Origin of the sequence: Lentzea sp. NEAU-D7 (assembly GCF_026242055.1) — a bacterium.
Lineage (GTDB): Bacteria > Actinomycetota > Actinomycetes > Mycobacteriales > Pseudonocardiaceae > Lentzea.
The window spans coordinates 92,987-111,335 of the sequence record NZ_JAPJDL010000007.1 but is presented as its reverse complement, the minus strand read 5'-3'; the positions used below and the strand labels follow the sequence as shown (position 1 = coordinate 111,335).

Genomic DNA, 18,349 nt, shown 5'->3' with positions numbered 1-18,349 from the left:
GGGAAAGGCCGCGCTCCGTGACGGAACGCGGCCCTTCTCGTCTGCAGGAAGGTCAGTTACCCGCTACAGCCCAGCGCACTGTCCTGCCTTCGGCCCCTTCACGTCGTTCGCGAAGCCGTTGTTCGACGGCGCCGGGTCGTTGCCCGTGCAGGACAACGGCCCGCCGACCGAGGTGGCCGCCACGACTGACCTGGTCTTGTTCGACGTCAGTGACACAGGGCCACCGACCGAGGAGTTCTCCACCGCGACCTCCGATGAAGAACCGTGCACGGTCACCGGGCCGCCGACCTTCGTGCCGACCAGCACCACGGACGCCGCGTCAGCCGCCGACAGCGGGCCCTTGATCTCGCCGCCGAAGACGTAGAGCGTGGCGCCCTTCTGCACCGTCACCGGGCCGCTGATCGTGGCACCGTCCACATAGGTCACGCCCTTGACCTGCAGCGGCCCGTTGACCGTGCCCGTCACCGTGGTGGTGGCGGCGGGCAGCGGCTTCGACATCAGCTCGAACTCGGCCAGCGTCACGTCGCCCGCGAACTCCAGCCGGTAGAAGTTGTACCGGCCCGGCGAGGCGATCTTGAACGACCGGGTGTACTGCTGCCACTGGAAGTTCTCACCGGAACGCTTGTCGACCGTCGACCACGTCTTGCCGTCGTAGGAGCCCTTCAGCTCCCACGCCGACGGCGACGTGCCCGTCTTGCCGTTGGTCAGCGTGTAGAACTCCGCCTTCTCCTTCGCGTCCGCGGGCTTGAAGTCGAACGAGCGGACCACCGCGGAGGTCGACGAGTTGTTGTCCACCAGAGCAGCCGTGGACACGCCGGAGGCGACGTCGCGCAGCGGCGTCGGGACCGCGTCACCGGTGGTGATCGAGTCCGGCACGTCGTTCACGCCCGTGCCCCAGGCGGAGGGCTTGGGGCCCATGTCGAAGTCGATCGTGGCGCCGGCCGAGAGCAGGTCGTGCGGCAGCGACGTCTTGTTCCACGTCTTGCCGTTGACCTTCACGCCCTGCACGTAGATGTTCTTCGCGTTGTTCTTCGGCGCGTTGACGACGAGCTTCTTGCCGTTCTCCAGCTTCACGGTCGCCTTGGTGAACAGCGGCGAACCGATCGCGTAGGCGGGCTTGCCCATCTGCAGCGGGTAGAAGCCCAGCGACGAGAAGAGGTACCAGGCCGACATCTCGCCGTTGTCCTCGTCACCCGCGTAGCCCTGGCCCTGCTCCGAGCCCACGTACAGGCGCGACAGGATCTCGCGCACCTTCTCCTGGGTGCCCGAGGGCTTGCCCGCATAGTTGTACATGTAGGCGATGTGGTGCGACGGCTGGTTCGAGTGGCCGTACTGGCCCATCCGCACGTCCCGCGCCTCGATCATCTCGTGGATCACGCCGCCGTAGCCGCCGGGGAACTTCGCGGTCTCCGGCAGGGTGAAGAACGAGTCGAGCTTCTGCGCCAGCTTGTCCCGCCCGCCGTACAGGTTCGCGAGACCCTGCCCGTCGTGCGGCACCGTGAACGCCATGTTCCAGCCGTTCGTCTCGGTGTAGTCGTAGCGCCAGTCCTGCGGGTTGTACTTCGCCGGGTCCTCGACGCGCCGCGAACCGTCGACGTTGCGGCCCTGGAAGAAGTCGATCCGCTTGTCGAACGTCAGCACGTAGTTCTGGGCACGGTTGAGGAAGTACTCGTGCTCTTCCAGGTACCGCTTCTCGCCCGTCTTCTCGTGCAGCGCCTTCGCCATCGACGCGATGCCGAAGTCGTTGAGGTAGCCCTCGATCGCCCACGACCACGCCTCGTGCAGCTGGTCGTTGCCGGTCCAGCCGAGGAAGATCGACCGGTCCATGCCCTTGCGGCCGACGTTGTTGCTCGGCGGCACGACGGACGCGTTCTTCACCGCGGCGTCGTAGGCGGCCTTGATGTCGAAGTTCGAGACGCCCTTGAGGTACGCGTCCGCGAACGCCACGTCGGAGCTCGTGCCCGTCATCAGGTCCGCGTAACCGGGGGAGGACCAGCGCGAGATCCAGCCGCCGTCCTTGTACTGCTGGACGAAGCCCTCGGCCATCTCGCCCGCCTTGCTCGGCGTGAAGAGGCTGTAGGCGGGCCAGGTCGTGCGGTAGGTGTCCCAGAACCCGTTGTTGACGTAGACCTTGCCGTCGACGATCTTCGCGCCCGTCTTCGTGGGCGTGCTCTCCCCGACCGGCGGCGACACCGGGGACGCGTACTGGATCTTGTCGCCGACCTTCTCGAAGCCCGAGTTCGGGTAGAGGTAGAGCCGGTACATGTTGGAGTACAGCGTGATCAGCTGCTCTTCGGACGCGCCCTCGACCGAGATGATGCCGAGGATCTTGTCCCACGCGGCCTGGGCGCGGTCGCGCACGGCGTCGAACGTGTCGGACGCCGAGACCTCCTGCTCGAGGTTGGCCCGAGCCTGGTCGACGGAGATCAGCGAGGTGGCGATCCGCAGCTCGACGGTCTTGTCGCCGAACGAGAAGTAGCCGCCCACGTTGTCACGGCCCGCGCCGGTGAGCCGGCCGCTCGCCGTGACCGCCTTGTCGACCTTGCCGTAGACGAACAGGCGGGTCGCGCCGGTGGAGAGGCCGCTCTTGACGTCCGAGTAGCCCGTGACGACGCCGTTGGCCGCGTCGAGGGTGACACCACCGAGGTTGTTCACGTTGTCGAACACGAGGTTCTTCTGGCCCTCGTCGGTGAACGTGAACCGGAAGACCGCCGCGTGGTCGGTCGGGGTGATCTCGGTCTTCATGCCGTTCTCGAAGGTCACGCCGTAGTAGTGCGCCTTCGCGACCTCGTTGTCGTGCCGGAACGGCAGGGCCCGCAGCGCGCGGTCCTGCGTCGGCGCCTTGTCCGACGGCATGACCTGGAACGTCTGGCGGTCACCCATCCACGGGCTGGGCTCGTGGGAGGTCGTGAACGCCTGCAGCGTCGGCAGGTTCTGCGCGTTGTTGCGCTGCTGGTACTCGTACAGCCAGCTCTGCGAACCCGCGTTGGTCATCGGGGTCCAGAAGTTGAAGCCGTGCGGCACCGCGGTCGCCGGGAAGTTGTTGCCCCGCGAGAACGAGCCGTTCGAGTTCGTGCCGCGCGTGGTCAGCACGTAGTCCGACGGCTTCGCGTACTGCTTGGTGACGACGTCGCCGATGCGGATGTCGTCGAACCAGGCGCCGAACTCCGTCGGGCCCTTCGGGCCGTCGTAGGCGACCAGGATCCGCTTGATCGTCTTGCCGGCCGCGACGGCGCCGATCGTGGACGCCACCTTGTTCCACTGGTTGGCGTACAGGAACTTGCCCGCGCCCTGACCCTGCGGCGACAGCACCGCGCCGTGCTGGTCGACGGCCTTGAGGTCGCTCAGGTACGTGCCGTCGGAGAACGCCAGGTCGACCGACGAGTACGTGCTCGGGTAGTTCAGGTTGTCGGTCACGAAGTCCGGGAAGATCATGTACGACAGCTCGGTCCTGGCGCCGACCGGGACGTCGACGTCGAAGACCTTGTTGTAGCTGTACGCGCGGCCCTCGGTCGTGTGCTTGCCCTGGGCGCGGAACGCCTTCACGCCCGTCCAGCCGACCCGCGACTTGGCCGTGTAGCCGCCGGTGGGGCCGTTGCCGACGAGGCTGCGCATGTTCGGCGCCGGGGGCGTCGTCGTGCCGTCGGACAGCTCGACCTCGGCGAGCTGCACGATGTTCGCGCCGTGGTTCGCCGTGATGTCGAGCTTGTAGTGCCGGTACGACGCCGGGGAGGCGATGTCGTAGACCTTGGTCTGGAACCGGTCGGTGAAGTTCTCGCCGGCGCGGGTGTCGAGGACTGCCCAGTTCGTGCCGTCGTTCGAGCCCTGCAGCGTCCAGTCCTTCGGGTCGCGCTCCGGTGCGTCGTTCGCCGAGGAGAGCGAGTACTTCTTGATCGTCTGGGCGCTCGTCCCGAAGTCGAACGTCACCCAGCCGGTCGTGGCGAAGACCAGCCACTTGGTGCTGGTGGTGCCGTCGACGAGCTCGGCCTTGCCTTCGCCCGAGCCCGCGTTCTCGCCGTTGACCGCCAAGGTCGCTTTGTCGGCGACGTTGCCGGGCAGCCCGGTGCCGCTCGAGCCGATCACGCCCGCCGACTTCGGCTGCCCTGCGGCGTCGGTCTCGACCGTGCTGACCCACGACGGTTGCGGTTGATCGTCCTCAAAGGACGAGAAGAAACCCACGCCTGGCTCCTCTGGTGCGGCGGCCGCGTGGCCGTTGGTGACGCCGCACACCAGTGTCGCAGTGATCGCAACGCTCAACAGAGTTCTGGTTCGTCTCTTCCCCAGTTGCCTCATTGCAACCCTTCCGCCGCCTGGCCTGCCCCTTTTGGTGGGGACCTTTTCTGCACGTGACATCGTTGTCAAGGGACCGGACGGGAATTGTCGCGCAACCTGTCCTCTCAACAGTTGCGCGCGACACGAGTCGATCAAGATCTAGAATCGTCAGGTGCGCGACCGCAAGCCGCCAGAGGTGGGTACACCGGCGGGAATGCGCGTGCTCAACCAACGCGCTGTGCTCGACCTGTTGCGCCGTTCGGGTGCGGCCACCCGTCCGCAGATCGCCAAGGACACCGGCCTGTCCAAGCCCACGGTCGGGCAGGCGCTGGCCGACCTCGAACGCCACGGCCTGGTGCGCCCCACCGGTCGCACGACGTCGGGTCCCGGCCGGTCGGCCGTGGTCTACGAGCCGGACGCCACCGCCGGGTACGTGCTGGGCGTCGACATCGGCCGGGAACGGGTCCGGGTGGCGCTGGCCGATCTGGGCGGGGCCGTCGTGGCCCGCGTCGACGAGCGGAACCGCAGCCGCTCGGCCGCCGCCGTGGTGCGCGCGGTGACCGGCCTGGCCGAGCGGACGGTGGCCGATGCCGGGATCGCTCTCACGGACGTCGTGGTGAAGGTGGTCGGCAGCCCCGGGGTGATCGATCAGCGGTCGCGGGTCGTTCGGCACGCGCCGCACCTGCCCGGCTGGGAGTCGGAGGGTGTCCTGGACGGCCTGGAGTCGTCGCTCGGGCCGGTGGTGGTCGTGGAGAACGACGCGAACCTGGCGGCCCTGGGCGAACACGTCCACGGGGCGGCTCAGGGCGCACGCGTGTTCGTGTGCGCGACGGTCGGCACCGGCGTCGGCATGGGGATAGTCGTGGACGGCACGCTGTTCCGCGGTGCGCACGGGGCGGCCGGCGAGGTCGGCTTCCTGCCGTACGGGAAGTCCGCTTCGGACGTCCGGCGTGGACAGTTCGAGGACGCGGCGTCGGCGGGATCCGTTGTGGCACTGGCGCGGGAGCGGGGCCTGACGGCGCGCACGGCCCGCGAGGTGTTCGGGCTCGCGCGCAAAGGCGACGGCCGGGCTCTGGGGATCGTGCGGCTGGAAGCGGAACGGCTCGCGTTCCTCGTGGCCGCCGTCACCGCGGTGATCGACCCGGAACTGGTCGTGCTGGGCGGTGGCGTCGGGTCGAACGTCGACCTGCTGCTGGAGCCGCTGGAGGCCTCGCTGCGCACGATGACACCGTTGGCGCCGCGGATCGTGGCGGGCTCGCTCGGTGACGGCGCGGTGCTCTCCGGGGCCGTCGCGATGGGCCTCGAAGCCGCCCGGGAATTGGTCTTCGAAGTTACTCTCTGAGTGTAGTTGAGTACCCCTCACCTGGTAGTTCACTCAATTGTCGTAACTGTTAACGGCGTTTTGTGGCTTAGCGTTACCGGAACCTCCACCTGGAGGGTTGTGTCCTTCCGTTGCAAGGGGAGTCGGTAGGGGGATGCGGGGGACGTAGCCCCCTACCGGCCGTGCACTGGGCAGGTGCCGCGCCCGCACCACCATCAGCCTGCCCAGTGCAGCCAACGGGCTAGCGAGGTGTCGGCCGGTGGACGTTGTCCGCCGTCGACTCGTGGTGGGTGGAGTCCGCGATCCAGCTGCCCGGGATGGACGAGTCGACCACGCCCTCCTCGAGCCACGCGTAGTTGCCGTCGAGGACCTGCCGCGCCAGCACCTGGTCGCTGTCGTCGGTGTTCTTCCAGAGCTTCTCGAACAGCTCGTCGACCCGGATCCGCGCCTGCTTGGCGAACGCGTCCGCGAGCGCCTGGGAGTTGGGGTTCTCGTCCTGCGCGGCCCGCACGCACGCGGCGCTGATCGCGAACAGCTCGGCGCCGATGTCCACGATCCGGCTCAGGAACCGCTGCTTGCGCTCCATCTTCCCCTGCCACCGCGACATGGCGTAGAACGTCTGCCGCGCGAGCTTGCGCGCCGACCGCTCCACGAACCGCAGGTGCTTCGCGAGCGGCCCGAACTCCGTGTAGCCGGCCGGGGTCTGGCCCTTGCCGACGACGAGCGTGGGCAGCCACTTCGCGTAGAACCCGCCCGCCTTGGCCGCGGCCTTCATCTTGGCCTGGCGGTCGGCGTCGGGGTCGATGATGTCGCCGGCGACGCTGAGGTGCGCGTCCACCGCCTCGCGGGCGATCAGCAGGTGCATGATCTCCGTCGAGCCCTCGAAGATCCGGTTGATGCGGAGGTCGCGGAGGACCTGCTCGGCCGCGACGCCGCGTTCCCCTCGCGCCGCCTGGCTCTCCGCCGTCTCGTAGCCCCGGCCGCCGCGGATCTGGACCAGTTCGTCGGCCACCAGCCACGCCTTCTCGGACGCGTAGAGCTTCGCAAGGGCGGCCTCGATGCGGATGTCGTGGCTGCCGGCGTCCGCGAGCTCGGAACTGAGGTCCAGCACGGCCTCCAGCGCGTAGGACGTCGCCGCGATGTAGGCGATCTTGCCCGCGATGGCCTCGTGCCTGCCGACCGGAAGACCCCACTGGATGCGTGCGTTCGACCATTCGCGCGCGATCTTGAGGCACCACTTGGCGCTGCCCGCGCAGAGGGCGGGCAGGCTGAGGCGGCCGGTGTTGAGGGTGGCCAGGGCGATCTTGAGGCCGGCGCCCTCCCTGCCGATGACGTTCTTCTTGGGGACGCGGACCTGGTGGAACCTCGTCACGCCGTTCTCCAGGCCCCTCAGGCCCATGAACGCGTTGCGGTTCTCGACGGTGATGCCCTCGGCGTCCGCCTCCACGACGAACGCCGTGATGCCCTTGTCCGGCACCTGGGCCATGACGACGAGGAGGTCGGCCACGACACCGTTGGTGGTCCAGAGCTTCACGCCGTTGAGGACGTAGTCGTCGCCGTCCGGGGTGGCGGTGGTGCCGAGCCTCGCCGGGTCGCTGCCGACGTCCGGTTCGGTGAGCAGGAACGCGGTGATCTCGCCCTTGGCGCACCGGGGCAGGAACTCCTGCTTCTGCTCGGGGCTGCCGAACATCGCGACGGGCTGCGGGACGCCGATGGACTGGTGGGCGGAGAGCATGGCGCCGAGCGCGGGGCTGGCGCTGCCCACCAGCATGAGGGCCTTGTTGTAGTAGACCTGCGTGAGGCCGATGCCGCCATACTCGGGCTTGATCTTCATGCCGAACGCGCCGAGGTCCTTGAGGCCCTTCAGGACGTCGTCGGGGATCTGCGCGTCGCGTTCGATGACGGTGTTGTCGATGCGGGTCTCGGTGAACTTCCGGAGCTCTTCGAGGAATGCCTCGCCGCGCGCGCGGTCCTCCGCGGTGCCACTCGGGTGCGGGTGGATGAGGTCGATGCGGAAGTGACCGAGGAAGAGCTCCTTGCCGAAACTCGGTCGCTGCCAGCGGGTCTCGCGTGCTTGTTCGGCGACCTGCCTGGCCGCGCGCTCGTCGACGGTCATGGTTACCTCCGAGTAGGGGTGTGACCCACGTTACTCAGAGGTAGGCGGATGTCCATGGGGTTCGAGGACGCCCGCGCGGGTCGGCTCGCGGGCGTTCGTCGCGTTCCGGCGGAGGGGGTCGCCTTGCGTGCGGGCTGTTGCCTTGCCGTCGGCCTACGTCGGACAGCCCGCCCGTCGCACCCGCGGGGCAAGGGAAAGGGCCGCCCCCACACCTCTGGGGACGGCCCTCGGAACCTGATCAGCGACACCGGGCTACGGCAGCGGTGCGGCTCCGCGCTTCGCCAGGTAGTCCTTCATCAGCTCGGTCTCGGCGGACTGCGACTTCAGCATGTTGTCGGCCAGCGTGCGCACGACCGTCTGACCGGCGGCGGTCGAGGCGTACTCGGCCATCGGCGCGCCGCCCACGTGGTGGCGGAGCATCAGCTGCAGCCAGTACACGTCGAACTCGCGGCCGGCGGCCACCGTGCGCAGCTTGGTCAGCTCGTCGGTCGTGGCCATGCCGGGCATCAGGGGCTTGCCGGCCTCGGGCGTGGTGGCGCCGTGGCCGTGGACGCCGGCGGCGTCCATCCACTTCATGTAGACGCCCGAGATGTTCTGCTCGTGCTCGTTCCACATCATCAGCCAGCCCTTCATCCGCCCCACCTGTTCGAGCTGGGTGGAGGAGATGTCGAAGGCGAGCTGGCGGATCTCCGGGTCCGTCGAGCGGTCCCGGGCGATGTTCGCCATCTGGATGCCCTGCAGGTGGTGCATGGCCATGTCCTGGCAGAAGCCGACGTCCACGGAACCGGAGGCCGGAGCCGCGGAGGACGTGGTCGAGCCGGGGAGCTTCACGAGCAGGCCCACCGCCGCGCCCAGCAGGAGCACGGCGAGGACCGCTGCGCCGATGACGAGGACCCGGACCACCCCGGAGGGGCGGCCGGGTGCCTCGTCGGTGCCGGGAACGGTCATCAGCTCGACGGCGGCGTCGAGGCGGAGCCCGACGCGGGCGGCGTGCTGGGGTTCTGCTGCGGCTGGCCCTCGGTCACGGAGTCGTCCTTGCCGCCGTCCATCGGAACGGCGTCGGCGCCCGGCTTCTCGGCCACGAACGGGGCCGGGTTCGACAGGAACGCCGTGTTCTCGCAGGACGCGCCGACCTCGGGGTAGGTGTTCGCGTTGCGCAGCAGCGACGAGATGAACTGGTCGACGCGCTCGTCGTCGGCGCTCTCGACCTTCAGCTGGTGGCCCCAGGACTGCAGCGAGATCGGCTTGTCGAGGCCGGGGAACGGCGACAGCATCATGTACGGGATGCCCTCGACCTTGGTCTTCAGCTTGGTGAGAGCGTCGTCCTTGACCTGGTCGGGGTTGTACGCGATCCACACGGCGCCGTGCTCCAGGCCGTGGACCATGTTCTCCGTGCGCACGGCCTTGTCGTAGACGACGCCGGTGCAGTCGGCCCACTGGGCGTCGTGCGGGCCGCCGAACGCGGGAGTCTGGTCGTACGCGACGCGCTGGGTCGGCTCGACGTGGCGGGAGCCCTTGTACTCCTTGATCACGATGCCCGCGAGCGCGGTCGACGGGTCCTTGTTCGTGTCCGAGGGCTTCCACTTGGCCAGGGCGGCCTCTTTGACGTTGTTCGCGTGGATCTGCGAGTACGCATACCCGAAAACACCGCCCGCGAGGCCCAGCACCGCGATCACCGCGATGATCGTGCCCCACGGCTTCGGCTTGCTCGCCACCACCGAGGAACGGGCTGCGGCCACGCTGTTGCGTGTGGCCTTCGTCTTCTTGCCGCTGGTCATGTCCGCCTCAGATGTCGTCCTGGTCAACCGGCGCCAGTGTAGGGACATCGTGTCTGGTCACTGTCAGCGCAGTGCGATACCACGTGCGCGTTAACACTTGCCGTCTCACCCTCCGAGACCCGGTAACCCGGTCGAGACCTGCGACAACGCTTCTCTAGACTCTCCGGGCGTGACTCCTGAAGTGCTCGCCGATCTCGTTCGGACCGCGGTTGCCCGGTTGCTGGCCGACCGGGGCCTGGACACCACCGCGCTCCCCGAGCAGGTGACGGTCGAGCGACCCAGGAACCCCGAGCACGGGGACTACGCCACGAACGTCGCGCTCCAGATCGCCAAGAAGGCCGGCGTCGCGCCCCGCGAGTTCGCGACGTGGCTCGCCGAGGCCCTGCTCGCCCAGGACGCCATCGCCCGGGCCGACGTGGCCGGTCCCGGCTTCCTGAACCTCACCATCGCCACCGAGGCGCAGGGCGCGATCGTTCGTGCGGCCCTGGAGACCGGGTACGGCACCGGCACCGAGCTCGGCGGCAGGCGGATCAACCTGGAGTTCGTCTCCGCGAACCCCACCGGCCCCATCCACCTCGGCGGCGCGCGCTGGGCCGCCGTCGGTGACGCGCTGGGCAGGGTGCTGCGGGCCCGCGGCGCCGAGGTCACCCGCGAGTACTACTTCAACGACGCCGGCGCGCAGATCGACAGGTTCGTCCGGTCGCTGATCGCCGCCGCGAAGGGCGAGCCCGCCCCCGAGGACGGCTACGCGGGCACGTACGTCAGCGACATCGCCGCCGAGGTGCTGCGCCGCGAGCCGGGCGCGCTGAGCGACCCGGAGACGGTGCGCAAGATCGGCGTCGGGCTGATGTTCGAGGAGATCAAGAGCAGCCTGCACGACTTCGGCACCGACTTCGACGTCTACTTCCACGAGGACTCGCTGCACCAGAGCGGCCGCGTGGACGAGGCGATCGCGAAGCTCAAGGCGAACGGCTCGCTGTACGAGAAGGACGGCGCCTGGTGGCTGCGGTCCACGGACTTCGGTGACGACAAGGACCGCGTCGTCATCAAGAGCGACGGCAACCCGGCCTACATCGCGGGCGACATCGCCTACCTCGTCGACAAGCGCGGTCGCGGCTTCGACCTGTGCATCTACATGCTCGGCGCGGACCACCACGGCTACATCGCGCGCCTCAAGGCCGCGGCGGCCGCCCTGGGCGACGACCCCGACAGCGTCGAGGTGCTGATCGGCCAGCTCGTGAACCTCGTCAGCGACGGCCAGCCCGTCCGGATGAGCAAACGCGCGGGCACCGTCATCACGATGGAGGACCTGGTCGACGCGGTCGGCGTGGACGCCGCCCGCTACGCCATGATCCGCTCGTCGGTCGACTCCGGCCTCGACATCGACCTCGACCTGCTGCGCAAGCACAGCAACGAGAACCCGGTCTACTACGTGCAGTACGCGCACGCCCGCACGTCGTCGATCCTGCGCAACGCCGCTGATCTCGGCATCACCCCAGGTGAGGACTTCGCGCTGCTCACCCACGAGCGCGAGGGCGACCTCATCCGCACCATCGGCGAGTTCCCGCGAGTGGTGGCCACCGCCGCCGAGCTGCGTGAACCGCACCGCGTCGCCCGCTACCTCGAAGAGCTCGCGGGCACGTACCACCGCTTCCAGCAGGACTGCCGCGTCCTTCCGCGCGGCGATGAGGAGACGACTCCGTTGCACCAGGTCAGGCTTCAGCTCGTCAACGCGACCAGGCGCGTGTTCGCCGCGGGCCTCGGCCTGCTCGGCGTGACCGCCCCGGAGCGCATGTGATGCGCGCGCATCCGGCCGGACCCCGGCACGCCGACGTCATGGCATCCGGCACCACCGCCGGCGACCGCCCTTCCAGCGCGGACCAGCTCGACTACCTGCACCCGACGGTGTGGCCGCGCAACGCCAAGCGCAACGACGCGGGCGTCGTGGAGCTCGCGGGCGTGGACGTGCGCGGGCTCGCCGAGCAGTACGGCACCCCGTTGTTCGTCATGGACGAGCAGGACTTCCGCGCGCGTTGCCGCGAGCACGCCGAGGCGTTCGGCGACCCGACGCTCGTGCACTACGCCTCCAAGGCGTTCCTGAGCGTGCAGGTCGCGAAGTGGGTGGCCGAGGAAGGCCTCTCGATCGACGTCTGCAGCGGCGGCGAGCTCGCCATCGCGCTGCGGGCGGAGTTCCCGGCCGAGCGCATCGCGTTGCACGGCAACAACAAGAGCGTTCCCGAGCTGATCGCGGCCGTCGAGGCCGGCGTCGGCGGGATCGTGCTCGACTCGTACCACGAGATCGCGCGCCTCGACCAGATCGCGCGCGACCGCGGTGTGGTGCAGAAGGTGCTGATCCGCGTGACGGTCGGCGTCGAGGCGCACACCCACGAGTTCATCGCGACCGCGCACGAGGACCAGAAGTTCGGCTTCTCGCTGTCCTCCGGCGACGCGGCCGAGGCGGTGCGCCGCGTGCTGAAGGCCGGTGGGCTCGAGCTCGTCGGCCTGCACAGCCACATCGGCTCGCAGATCTTCGACGCGTCCGGCTTCGAGGTCGCCGCGCGCCGCGTGATCGGCCTGCTCGCGGAGATCCGCGCCGAGCACGGCGACGTCCCGTCGCTGAACGTCGTCGACCTCGGCGGCGGTCTCGGCATCGCCTACACGCCGGACGACGACCCGCCCCCGCCCGCCGAGCTCGCGCGGCAGCTGCACAACATCGTGCAGAAGGAGTGCGAGCACAACGGCCTGGAGATGCCTCGCATCGCGGTGGAGCCCGGCCGCGCGATCGTCGGTCCCGGCACGGTCACCGTGTACGAGGTCGGCACGATCAAGGACATCGAGCTCGACGGCGGCGCGCGGCGCCGGTACGTCAGCGTCGACGGCGGCATGAGCGACAACATCCGCACCGCTCTGTACGACGCGGTCTACGACTGCAAGCTCGTCTCGCGCGCTTCCGAGCCCGAGTCGAGGGCCGTGCTGTGTCGTGTGGTGGGCAAGCACTGCGAGTCCGGTGACATCGTGGTGCGCGACTGCTGGTTGCCCGACGACCTGGCGCCGGGCGACCTCGTGGCGATCGCCGCCACAGGGGCCTACTGCTACTCGATGGCGAGCGGGTACAACCGACTTCCACGGCCCGCGCTCGCCGCGGTGACCGATGGAGAGGCGCGGCTGCTGCTGCGTCGTGAGACCGAGGACGATCTGTTCCGTCTGGAGGTATGAAAGCCGTGAAACCGATTCGGGTCGCCTTGCTGGGATGTGGCACGGTGGGCACGGAGGTAGTCCGGCTGCTGACGGACCAGGCCGAGGACCTCACCCAGCGCATCGGCGCGCCGGTTGAGCTCGCCGGCATCGCCGTGCGCAGGCCGAACAAACACCGTGAAGTGCCGGAGCACCTGCTGACCACGGACGCCGAGGCGCTCGTCAAGCGCGCCGACGTGGACGTCATCGTCGAGGTCATCGGCGGTGTCGACCCCACGCGCGGCCTGCTGCTGGAAGCGCTGCGCGGCGGCAAGTCCGTCGTGACGGCGAACAAGGCGCTGCTGGCCGAGCACGGTTCCGACCTGTTCGAGGCGGCGGACGCTTCCGGGGCGGACCTCTACTTCGAGGCCGCCGTCGCCGGTGCGATCCCGTTGCTGCGCCCGTTGCGGGAATCCCTTGCGGGAGACCGGATCACGCGCGTCATGGGCATCGTGAACGGCACGACGAACTTCATCCTGTCGGCGATGGACGCCACGGGCGCGGGGTACAGCGAGACGCTCGAAGAGGCCTCGCGCCTCGGTTACGCCGAGGCCGACCCGACGGCGGACGTCGACGGGTTCGACGCCGCGTCGAAGGCCGCGATCCTTGCCTCCCTTGCGTTCCACACGCGCGTCACGGCCTCGGACGTCTACCGCGAGGGCATCCGCGCGGTGTCCGCGGCGGACATCGCGGCGGCCAAGGGGCTCGGCCGCACGGTGAAGCTGCTCGCGATCTGCGAGCGCGTGACCAGCCCGTCCGGCCAGGAGTCAGTCGCCGTTCGAGTGCACCCGGCGATGATCCCCAGGACGCATCCGCTGGCGAGCGTCAACGGAGCGTTCAACGCGGTGTTCGTCGAGGCCGACGCGGCGGGGGAGATGATGTTCTACGGGCAGGGCGCCGGTGGCGCCCCCACGGCGAGCGCGGTCGTCGGCGACCTGGTCGCCGTGGCGCGCAACATGGTCGCGAGCGGGCACGGCCCGCGCGAGTCCGCCTACGCCGCGCTCACCGCGCAGCCCATGGGGAACACGCCCACCCGCTACCACATCAGCCTCGACGTGGCGGACAAGCCCGGTGTCCTCTCGCAGGTCGCCGCGGTCTTCGCCGAGCACGACGTGAGCATCGCCGCGGTGCGCCAGGAAGGCCGCGTCGAGGACGCCAGCCTGGTGATCGTCACGCACGCGGCGACCGACGCCGCGCTGCGGTCCACTGTGGACAAGATCGGTGGCCTCCCCGTGGTGCGGGACGTCGTCAGCGTCATGAGGGTGGAGGGCGAAGAGTGAGTCCAGAAGGAATGAGCACTGCGAGAGCAGGCTGGCCCGGTCTCATCAACGCCTACCGGGACCGCATCGAGATCCCCGCGGGCGCCGAGGTCGTGACGCTGCACGAGGGCGGCACGCCGCTGGTGCACGCCAAGCGCCTCTCCGCCGCCACGGGGTCCGACGTCTGGGTCAAGGTCGAGGGTGCGAACCCGACGGGCTCGTTCAAGGACCGCGGCATGACCGTGGCCATGACGTACGCGCTCGCCTCCGGCCTGAAGGCGGTCATCTGCGCCTCCACCGGCAACACGTCGGCGTCCGCCGCGGCCTACGCGGCCAAGGCGGGCCTGACGGCGGCCGTGCTGGTGCCCAGCGGCAAGATCGCGATGGGCAAGCTGGCGCAGGCCGTCATGCACGGCGCGAAGATCCTGCAGATCGACGGCAACTTCGACGACTGCCTGGAGCTCGCGTCGAAGACCGCGGCCGAGTACCCGGTCACGCTGGTGAACTCGGTCAACCCGGTGCGCCTCGTCGGCCAGCAGACCGCCGCGTGGGAGGTCTGCGACGTGCTCGGCCAGGCGCCGGACGTGCACTGCCTGCCTGTCGGCAACGCGGGCAACATCACCGCGTACTGGAAGGGCTACACGTCCTACGACAAGGGCCTGCCCCGCATGTTCGGCTTCCAGGCCGCGGGCGCCGCTCCGCTGGTCAGCGGCCAGCCGGTGCCGAACCCCGAGACCATCGCGACCGCGATCCGCATCGGTTCGCCGGCGTCGTGGACGGGCGCGGTCAACGCCAGGGACTCCTCCGGCGGCCTGATCGACGCCGTCACCGACGAGCAGATCCTCAGCGCGTACCGGCTGCTGGCGTCGTCCGAGGGCATCTTCGTCGAGCCCGCGTCGGCCGCGTCCATCGCCGGTCTGCTGAAGACCGCCGAGGACGGCAGGCTGCCGAAGGGCTCCACCGTTGTGTGCACCGTCACCGGTCACGGTCTGAAGGACCCCGACACGGCGCTGCTCGGCACCACCGAGGTCGAGCCCGTCCCGGTCGACCCCGGTGCCGTCGCGCACGCGCTGGAGCTGGCGTGAAGTTCCTCGTCTCCGTCCCCGCGTCGACCGCGAACCTCGGTTCGGGGTTCGACGCGCTGGGCATGGCGCTCGGCATGTACGACGACGTCGAGGTGGCCGGCGGCGAAGGCGTCGACGGCCTCTCGATCACCGTGGATGGTGCCGGATCAGGCGATGTCCCGCTCGACGAGAGCCATCTCGTTGTGCGGGCCGTCCGCGCCACCGGCTACACCGGTGGCCTGGCCCTGAGGTGCCGCAACACCATCCCGCACGCACGGGGACTGGGCTCGTCGGCCGCCGCGATCGTGGCGGGTGTCGTAGCCGGGTTCACCCTGCTGGGTCGCGAGTTGGACACGGGCGCGTTGCAAATCGCCGCCGAGTTCGAGGGGCACGCGGACAACGCGGCCGCCTCGCTGTTCGGCGGGGTCGTCGTCGCGTGGTCCGAAGGAGAGCGGTACCGCGCCGTCCGGATGGACGTGGACGCACGGGTGCGCCCGGTCGTCCTGATCCCGTCGCAGGAGTCGTCCACCAAGACCACGCGCGGCCTGCTCCCTTCCGAGGTGCCGCACGCGGACGCCGCGCACGCCGCGGGTCGGGCTGCCCTCGCGGTGCACGCGCTGACGTCCGATCCGACGGTTCTCCTTGCGGCCACTGAGGATCGACTCCACCAGAACTACCGCGAGCCCGCATGGCCGGACACCGTTCGGGTGATCAACGATCTTCGCAAGCTGGGAGTTCCCGCCTGCGTGAGCGGAGCGGGACCCACCGTGATCGCCTTCGGTGATCTTCCGGCCGAGGTCGACACGCACGGCTTCGACGTGCGCAGACTCGACGTCGACGCCGCCGGCGTGCGCGTTCGGCCATTGGACTGACACGCCCGACCCCGGTTGTTGCATGGCGGGGGACCTGCGTCTACCCTCGGGGGCGATCAGTCACTGCGCGCACGGGCGCCGGTGTCGCGCTCGGACATTCGTTCCGGGTCGCAATCCTTTTGTGTTCCGGCTCTGTGCCGTGCGGGCGGGGCGGACGCGAAAAGGCACCCGATCGCCGTGTGATCTGAGAAAAGTCCCGTGCTTGAGGGAAGCCGTCGTGCTTCCGTCTTCATCGGACTTGACCGCCGTTCCCCGCTGAAGTGGGAAGGCGGGTCCGCTGGGCCGCGTAGGAGGCGGGGCCTGGTCAGGAAGGACTTGTGTGACCAACACCGATTTGCTGAGCAGCGAAGTCGCAGCTGCCGCTGGTTCTGGAGCCGAGGAGAACGCTCTGTCCACCCCATCGAACGGCACGACGCCGCGCCGCCGCGCGGGTCTGTCCGGCATGGTGCTCGCTGAGTTGCGCGAGCTCGCCGGCCAAATGGGCATCACCGGAACCGCAGGCCTGCGCAAGGGCGACCTGATCGCGGCCATCAAGGAGAAGCAGGGCTCCGGAGCCCCGGCGAAGGCGGAGAAGCCCGCGAAGACCGAGAAGGTCGCCGCGAAGGCCGAGGCACCCGCCGAGGCGCCCGCTGAGAAGCCCGCCGCTGCCAGGGCCGCTGAGAAGCCTGTTCAGCAGCAGCTCGACGTGGCGGAGAAGCCCGCCGCGGCCGAGTCCGGCGCGTCTGACGACTCCCGCTCGTCCGAGGACGGGGGGCGCCGCGGAAACCGTCGCCGCCGTTCCGGCCGTGGCGGCGGCAACGCCGAGGGCGATGGCCAGCCGCAGCAGGAGCAGCAGCGTTCCGAGCGCCCTGAGCGCGCCGACCGTCCTGAGCGGACCGACCGGCCGGAGCGCGCTGAGCGCCCCGAGCGCGGTGAGCGCCAGGACCGCGGTGAGCGCCAGGACCGCGGCGAGCGCAACGAGCGTTCCGACCGGGGTGACCGCGGCGACCGCAACGAGCGCGGCGGCCGTGACCGCAACCGCGACCGCGGCGAGCGTTCCGACCGCGGTGACCGCGGCGGCGACCGCCAGGGTGGCGGCCAGCCCGACGGTGACGACGACGGTGGTCGCCGTGGCCGCTTCCGCGACCGCCGCCGTCGCGGTGGCCGTGGCGAGGACCAGGGTGGCGGCGGTCGTGGTGACCGCGAGACCGAGGTCCGCGACGACGACGTCCTGCTCCCGGTCGCGGGCATCCTGGACGTGCTGGAGAACTACGCGTTCGTCCGCACCTCCGGCTACCTCGCCGGCTCGAACGACGTCTACGTCTCGCTCTCGCTCGTCCGCAAGTACGGCCTGCGCCGCGGTGACGCCCTCACCGGCGCCGTCCGCCAGCCGCGCGACGGTGAGCAGCAGCGCCAGAAGTTCAACCCGCTGGTCCGCGTCGACAAGATCAACGGCCTGGACCCGGAAGAGGCGCGCAACCGCCCGGACTTCACCAAGCTGACGCCGCTCTACCCGAACGAGCGTCTGCGCCTGGAGACCGAGCCGCACATCCTCACGACCCGTGTCATCGACCTGGTGATGCCGATCGGCAAGGGCCAGCGCGCCCTGGTCGTGTCGCCTCCGAAGGCCGGCAAGACCTCGGTGCTGCAGTCGATCGCCAACGCGATCACGACGAACAACCCCGAGTGCCACCTCATGGTGGTGCTGGTGGACGAGCGTCCGGAAGAGGTCACCGACATGCAGCGCTCGGTGAAGGGTGAGGTCATCGCCTCCACCTTCGACCGGCCGCCGTCGGACCACACGACCATCTCCGAGCTGGCGATCGAGCGGGCGAAGCGCCTGGTCGAGATGGGCCACGACGTCGTCGTGCTGCTCGACTCGATCACGCGTCTGGGCCGTGCCTACAACCTGGCGGCACCGGCCTCCGGCCGCATCCTGTCCGGTGGTGTCGACTCGACCGCGCTGTACCCGCCGAAGCGCTTCCTCGGTGCCGCTCGCAACATCGAGGGCGGCGGTTCGCTGACCGTCATCGCCACCGCGCTGGTCGAGACCGGCTCCGCCGGTGACTCGGTGATCTTCGAAGAGTTCAAGGGCACGGGCAACGCCGAGCTCAAGCTCGACCGGAAGATCGCGGACAAGCGGACGTTCCCGGCCGTGGACGTCGACTCGTCGGGTACCCGCAAGGAAGAGCTGCTGCTCTCGCCGGACGAGATGGCCGTCACGCACAAGCTGCGCCGGGTGCTCCACGCGCTCGACGGTCAGCAGGCGATCGACCTGCTGCTGGACCGGCTGCGGAAGTCGCGCACCAACATCGAGTTCCTGATGCAGGTCGCGAAGACGACGCCCGGTGCCGAGCAGGACTGACGCCGTGTGAGTTTCACGTGAAAAAGCCCCCGCTGCAGGTCAGCGGGGGCTTTCTCATTGCTCTTCACTCGAATGCCGGAGCCGGTCCG

At 69.5% G+C, this 18,349-nt stretch carries 11 protein-coding genes; 7 read left to right on the top strand and 4 right to left on the bottom strand.

The window, feature by feature from the left end:
• Positions 1-63: 63 nt before the first annotated feature.
• Complete coding sequence (locus ORI60_RS16280) at positions 64-4,293, bottom strand: GH92 family glycosyl hydrolase (RefSeq protein WP_266038146.1); 4,230 nt, start codon at positions 4,291-4,293, stop codon at positions 64-66.
• A gap of 193 nt (positions 4,294-4,486) precedes the next feature.
• On the opposite strand from ORI60_RS16280, the gene ORI60_RS16275 reads away from it, so the two are divergent.
• The gene (locus ORI60_RS16275) at positions 4,487-5,614 is read left to right on the top strand and encodes an ROK family transcriptional regulator (protein WP_416234420.1); all 1,128 of its coding nucleotides are present in this window, start codon (positions 4,487-4,489) and stop codon (positions 5,612-5,614) included.
• 220 nt (positions 5,615-5,834) lie between these two features.
• Here ORI60_RS16275 and ORI60_RS16270 read toward each other — a convergent pair whose 3' ends face one another.
• The 3 genes from ORI60_RS16270 to ORI60_RS16260 form a co-directional block, all read right to left on the bottom strand.
• A complete protein-coding gene (locus ORI60_RS16270; RefSeq protein WP_266038144.1) occupies positions 5,835-7,709 on the bottom strand; it encodes an acyl-CoA dehydrogenase family protein in 1,875 nt (624 codons plus the stop codon).
• Between the two features lie 252 nt (positions 7,710-7,961).
• Positions 7,962-8,657 (bottom strand): DUF305 domain-containing protein, encoded by a 696-nt coding sequence (locus ORI60_RS16265; RefSeq protein ID WP_266038142.1) that lies wholly within the window; start codon positions 8,655-8,657, stop codon positions 7,962-7,964.
• Positions 8,657-9,487 carry a DUF3105 domain-containing protein gene (locus tag ORI60_RS16260; protein ID WP_266038454.1) on the bottom strand — a complete coding sequence of 277 codons (831 nt, stop codon included), beginning with the start codon at positions 9,485-9,487 and terminating at the stop codon, positions 8,657-8,659. Before ORI60_RS16260 ends, ORI60_RS16265 begins: the two co-directional genes overlap by 1 nt.
• Before the next feature lie 169 nt (positions 9,488-9,656).
• On the opposite strand from ORI60_RS16260, the gene argS reads away from it, so the two are divergent.
• From argS to rho, 6 genes are all read left to right on the top strand, one after another.
• Positions 9,657-11,285: an arginine--tRNA ligase gene (gene argS / locus ORI60_RS16255; RefSeq protein WP_266038141.1), complete on the top strand. Its 1,629-nt coding sequence runs from the start codon at positions 9,657-9,659 to the stop codon at positions 11,283-11,285.
• The gene (gene lysA / locus ORI60_RS16250) at positions 11,285-12,703 is read left to right on the top strand and encodes a diaminopimelate decarboxylase (protein WP_266038140.1); all 1,419 of its coding nucleotides are present in this window, start codon (positions 11,285-11,287) and stop codon (positions 12,701-12,703) included. The genes argS and lysA overlap by 1 nt, the downstream gene beginning before the upstream one ends.
• The gene (locus ORI60_RS16245) at positions 12,700-14,001 is read left to right on the top strand and encodes a homoserine dehydrogenase (RefSeq protein WP_266038139.1); all 1,302 of its coding nucleotides are present in this window, start codon (positions 12,700-12,702) and stop codon (positions 13,999-14,001) included. The genes lysA and ORI60_RS16245 overlap by 4 nt, the downstream gene beginning before the upstream one ends.
• A gap of 11 nt (positions 14,002-14,012) precedes the next feature.
• Positions 14,013-15,065, top strand: a complete 1,053-nt coding sequence (thrC, locus tag ORI60_RS16240; protein WP_266038138.1) for a threonine synthase — start codon at positions 14,013-14,015, stop codon at positions 15,063-15,065.
• Positions 15,062-15,916, top strand: coding sequence for a homoserine kinase (gene thrB, locus ORI60_RS16235; protein WP_266038137.1), 855 nt, complete (start codon positions 15,062-15,064; stop codon positions 15,914-15,916). The genes thrC and thrB overlap by 4 nt, the downstream gene beginning before the upstream one ends.
• Positions 15,917-16,235: 319 nt before the next feature.
• Complete coding sequence (rho, locus tag ORI60_RS16230) at positions 16,236-18,260, top strand: transcription termination factor Rho (protein ID WP_266038136.1); 2,025 nt, start codon at positions 16,236-16,238, stop codon at positions 18,258-18,260.
• Positions 18,261-18,349: the final 89 nt, after the last annotated feature.

Excerpts from the sequence above, each read along its gene's own strand:
- ORI60_RS16280 (WP_266038146.1), bottom strand. The coding sequence starts at position 4,293 with ATGAGGCAACTGGGGAAGAGACGAACCAGAACTCTGTTGAGCGTTGCG.
- ORI60_RS16275 (WP_416234420.1), top strand. The coding sequence starts at position 4,487 with ATGCGCGTGCTCAACCAACGCGCTGTGCTCGACCTGTTGCGCCGTTCG.
- ORI60_RS16270 (WP_266038144.1), bottom strand. The coding sequence starts at position 7,709 with ATGACCGTCGACGAGCGCGCGGCCAGGCAGGTCGCCGAACAAGCACGC.
- ORI60_RS16265 (WP_266038142.1), bottom strand. The coding sequence starts at position 8,657 with ATGACCGTTCCCGGCACCGACGAGGCACCCGGCCGCCCCTCCGGGGTG.
- ORI60_RS16260 (WP_266038454.1), bottom strand. The coding sequence starts at position 9,487 with ATGACCAGCGGCAAGAAGACGAAGGCCACACGCAACAGCGTGGCCGCA.
- lysA (WP_266038140.1), top strand. The coding sequence starts at position 11,285 with ATGCGCGCGCATCCGGCCGGACCCCGGCACGCCGACGTCATGGCATCC.
- ORI60_RS16245 (WP_266038139.1), top strand. The coding sequence starts at position 12,700 with ATGAAAGCCGTGAAACCGATTCGGGTCGCCTTGCTGGGATGTGGCACG.
- thrC (WP_266038138.1), top strand. The coding sequence starts at position 14,013 with ATGAGCACTGCGAGAGCAGGCTGGCCCGGTCTCATCAACGCCTACCGG.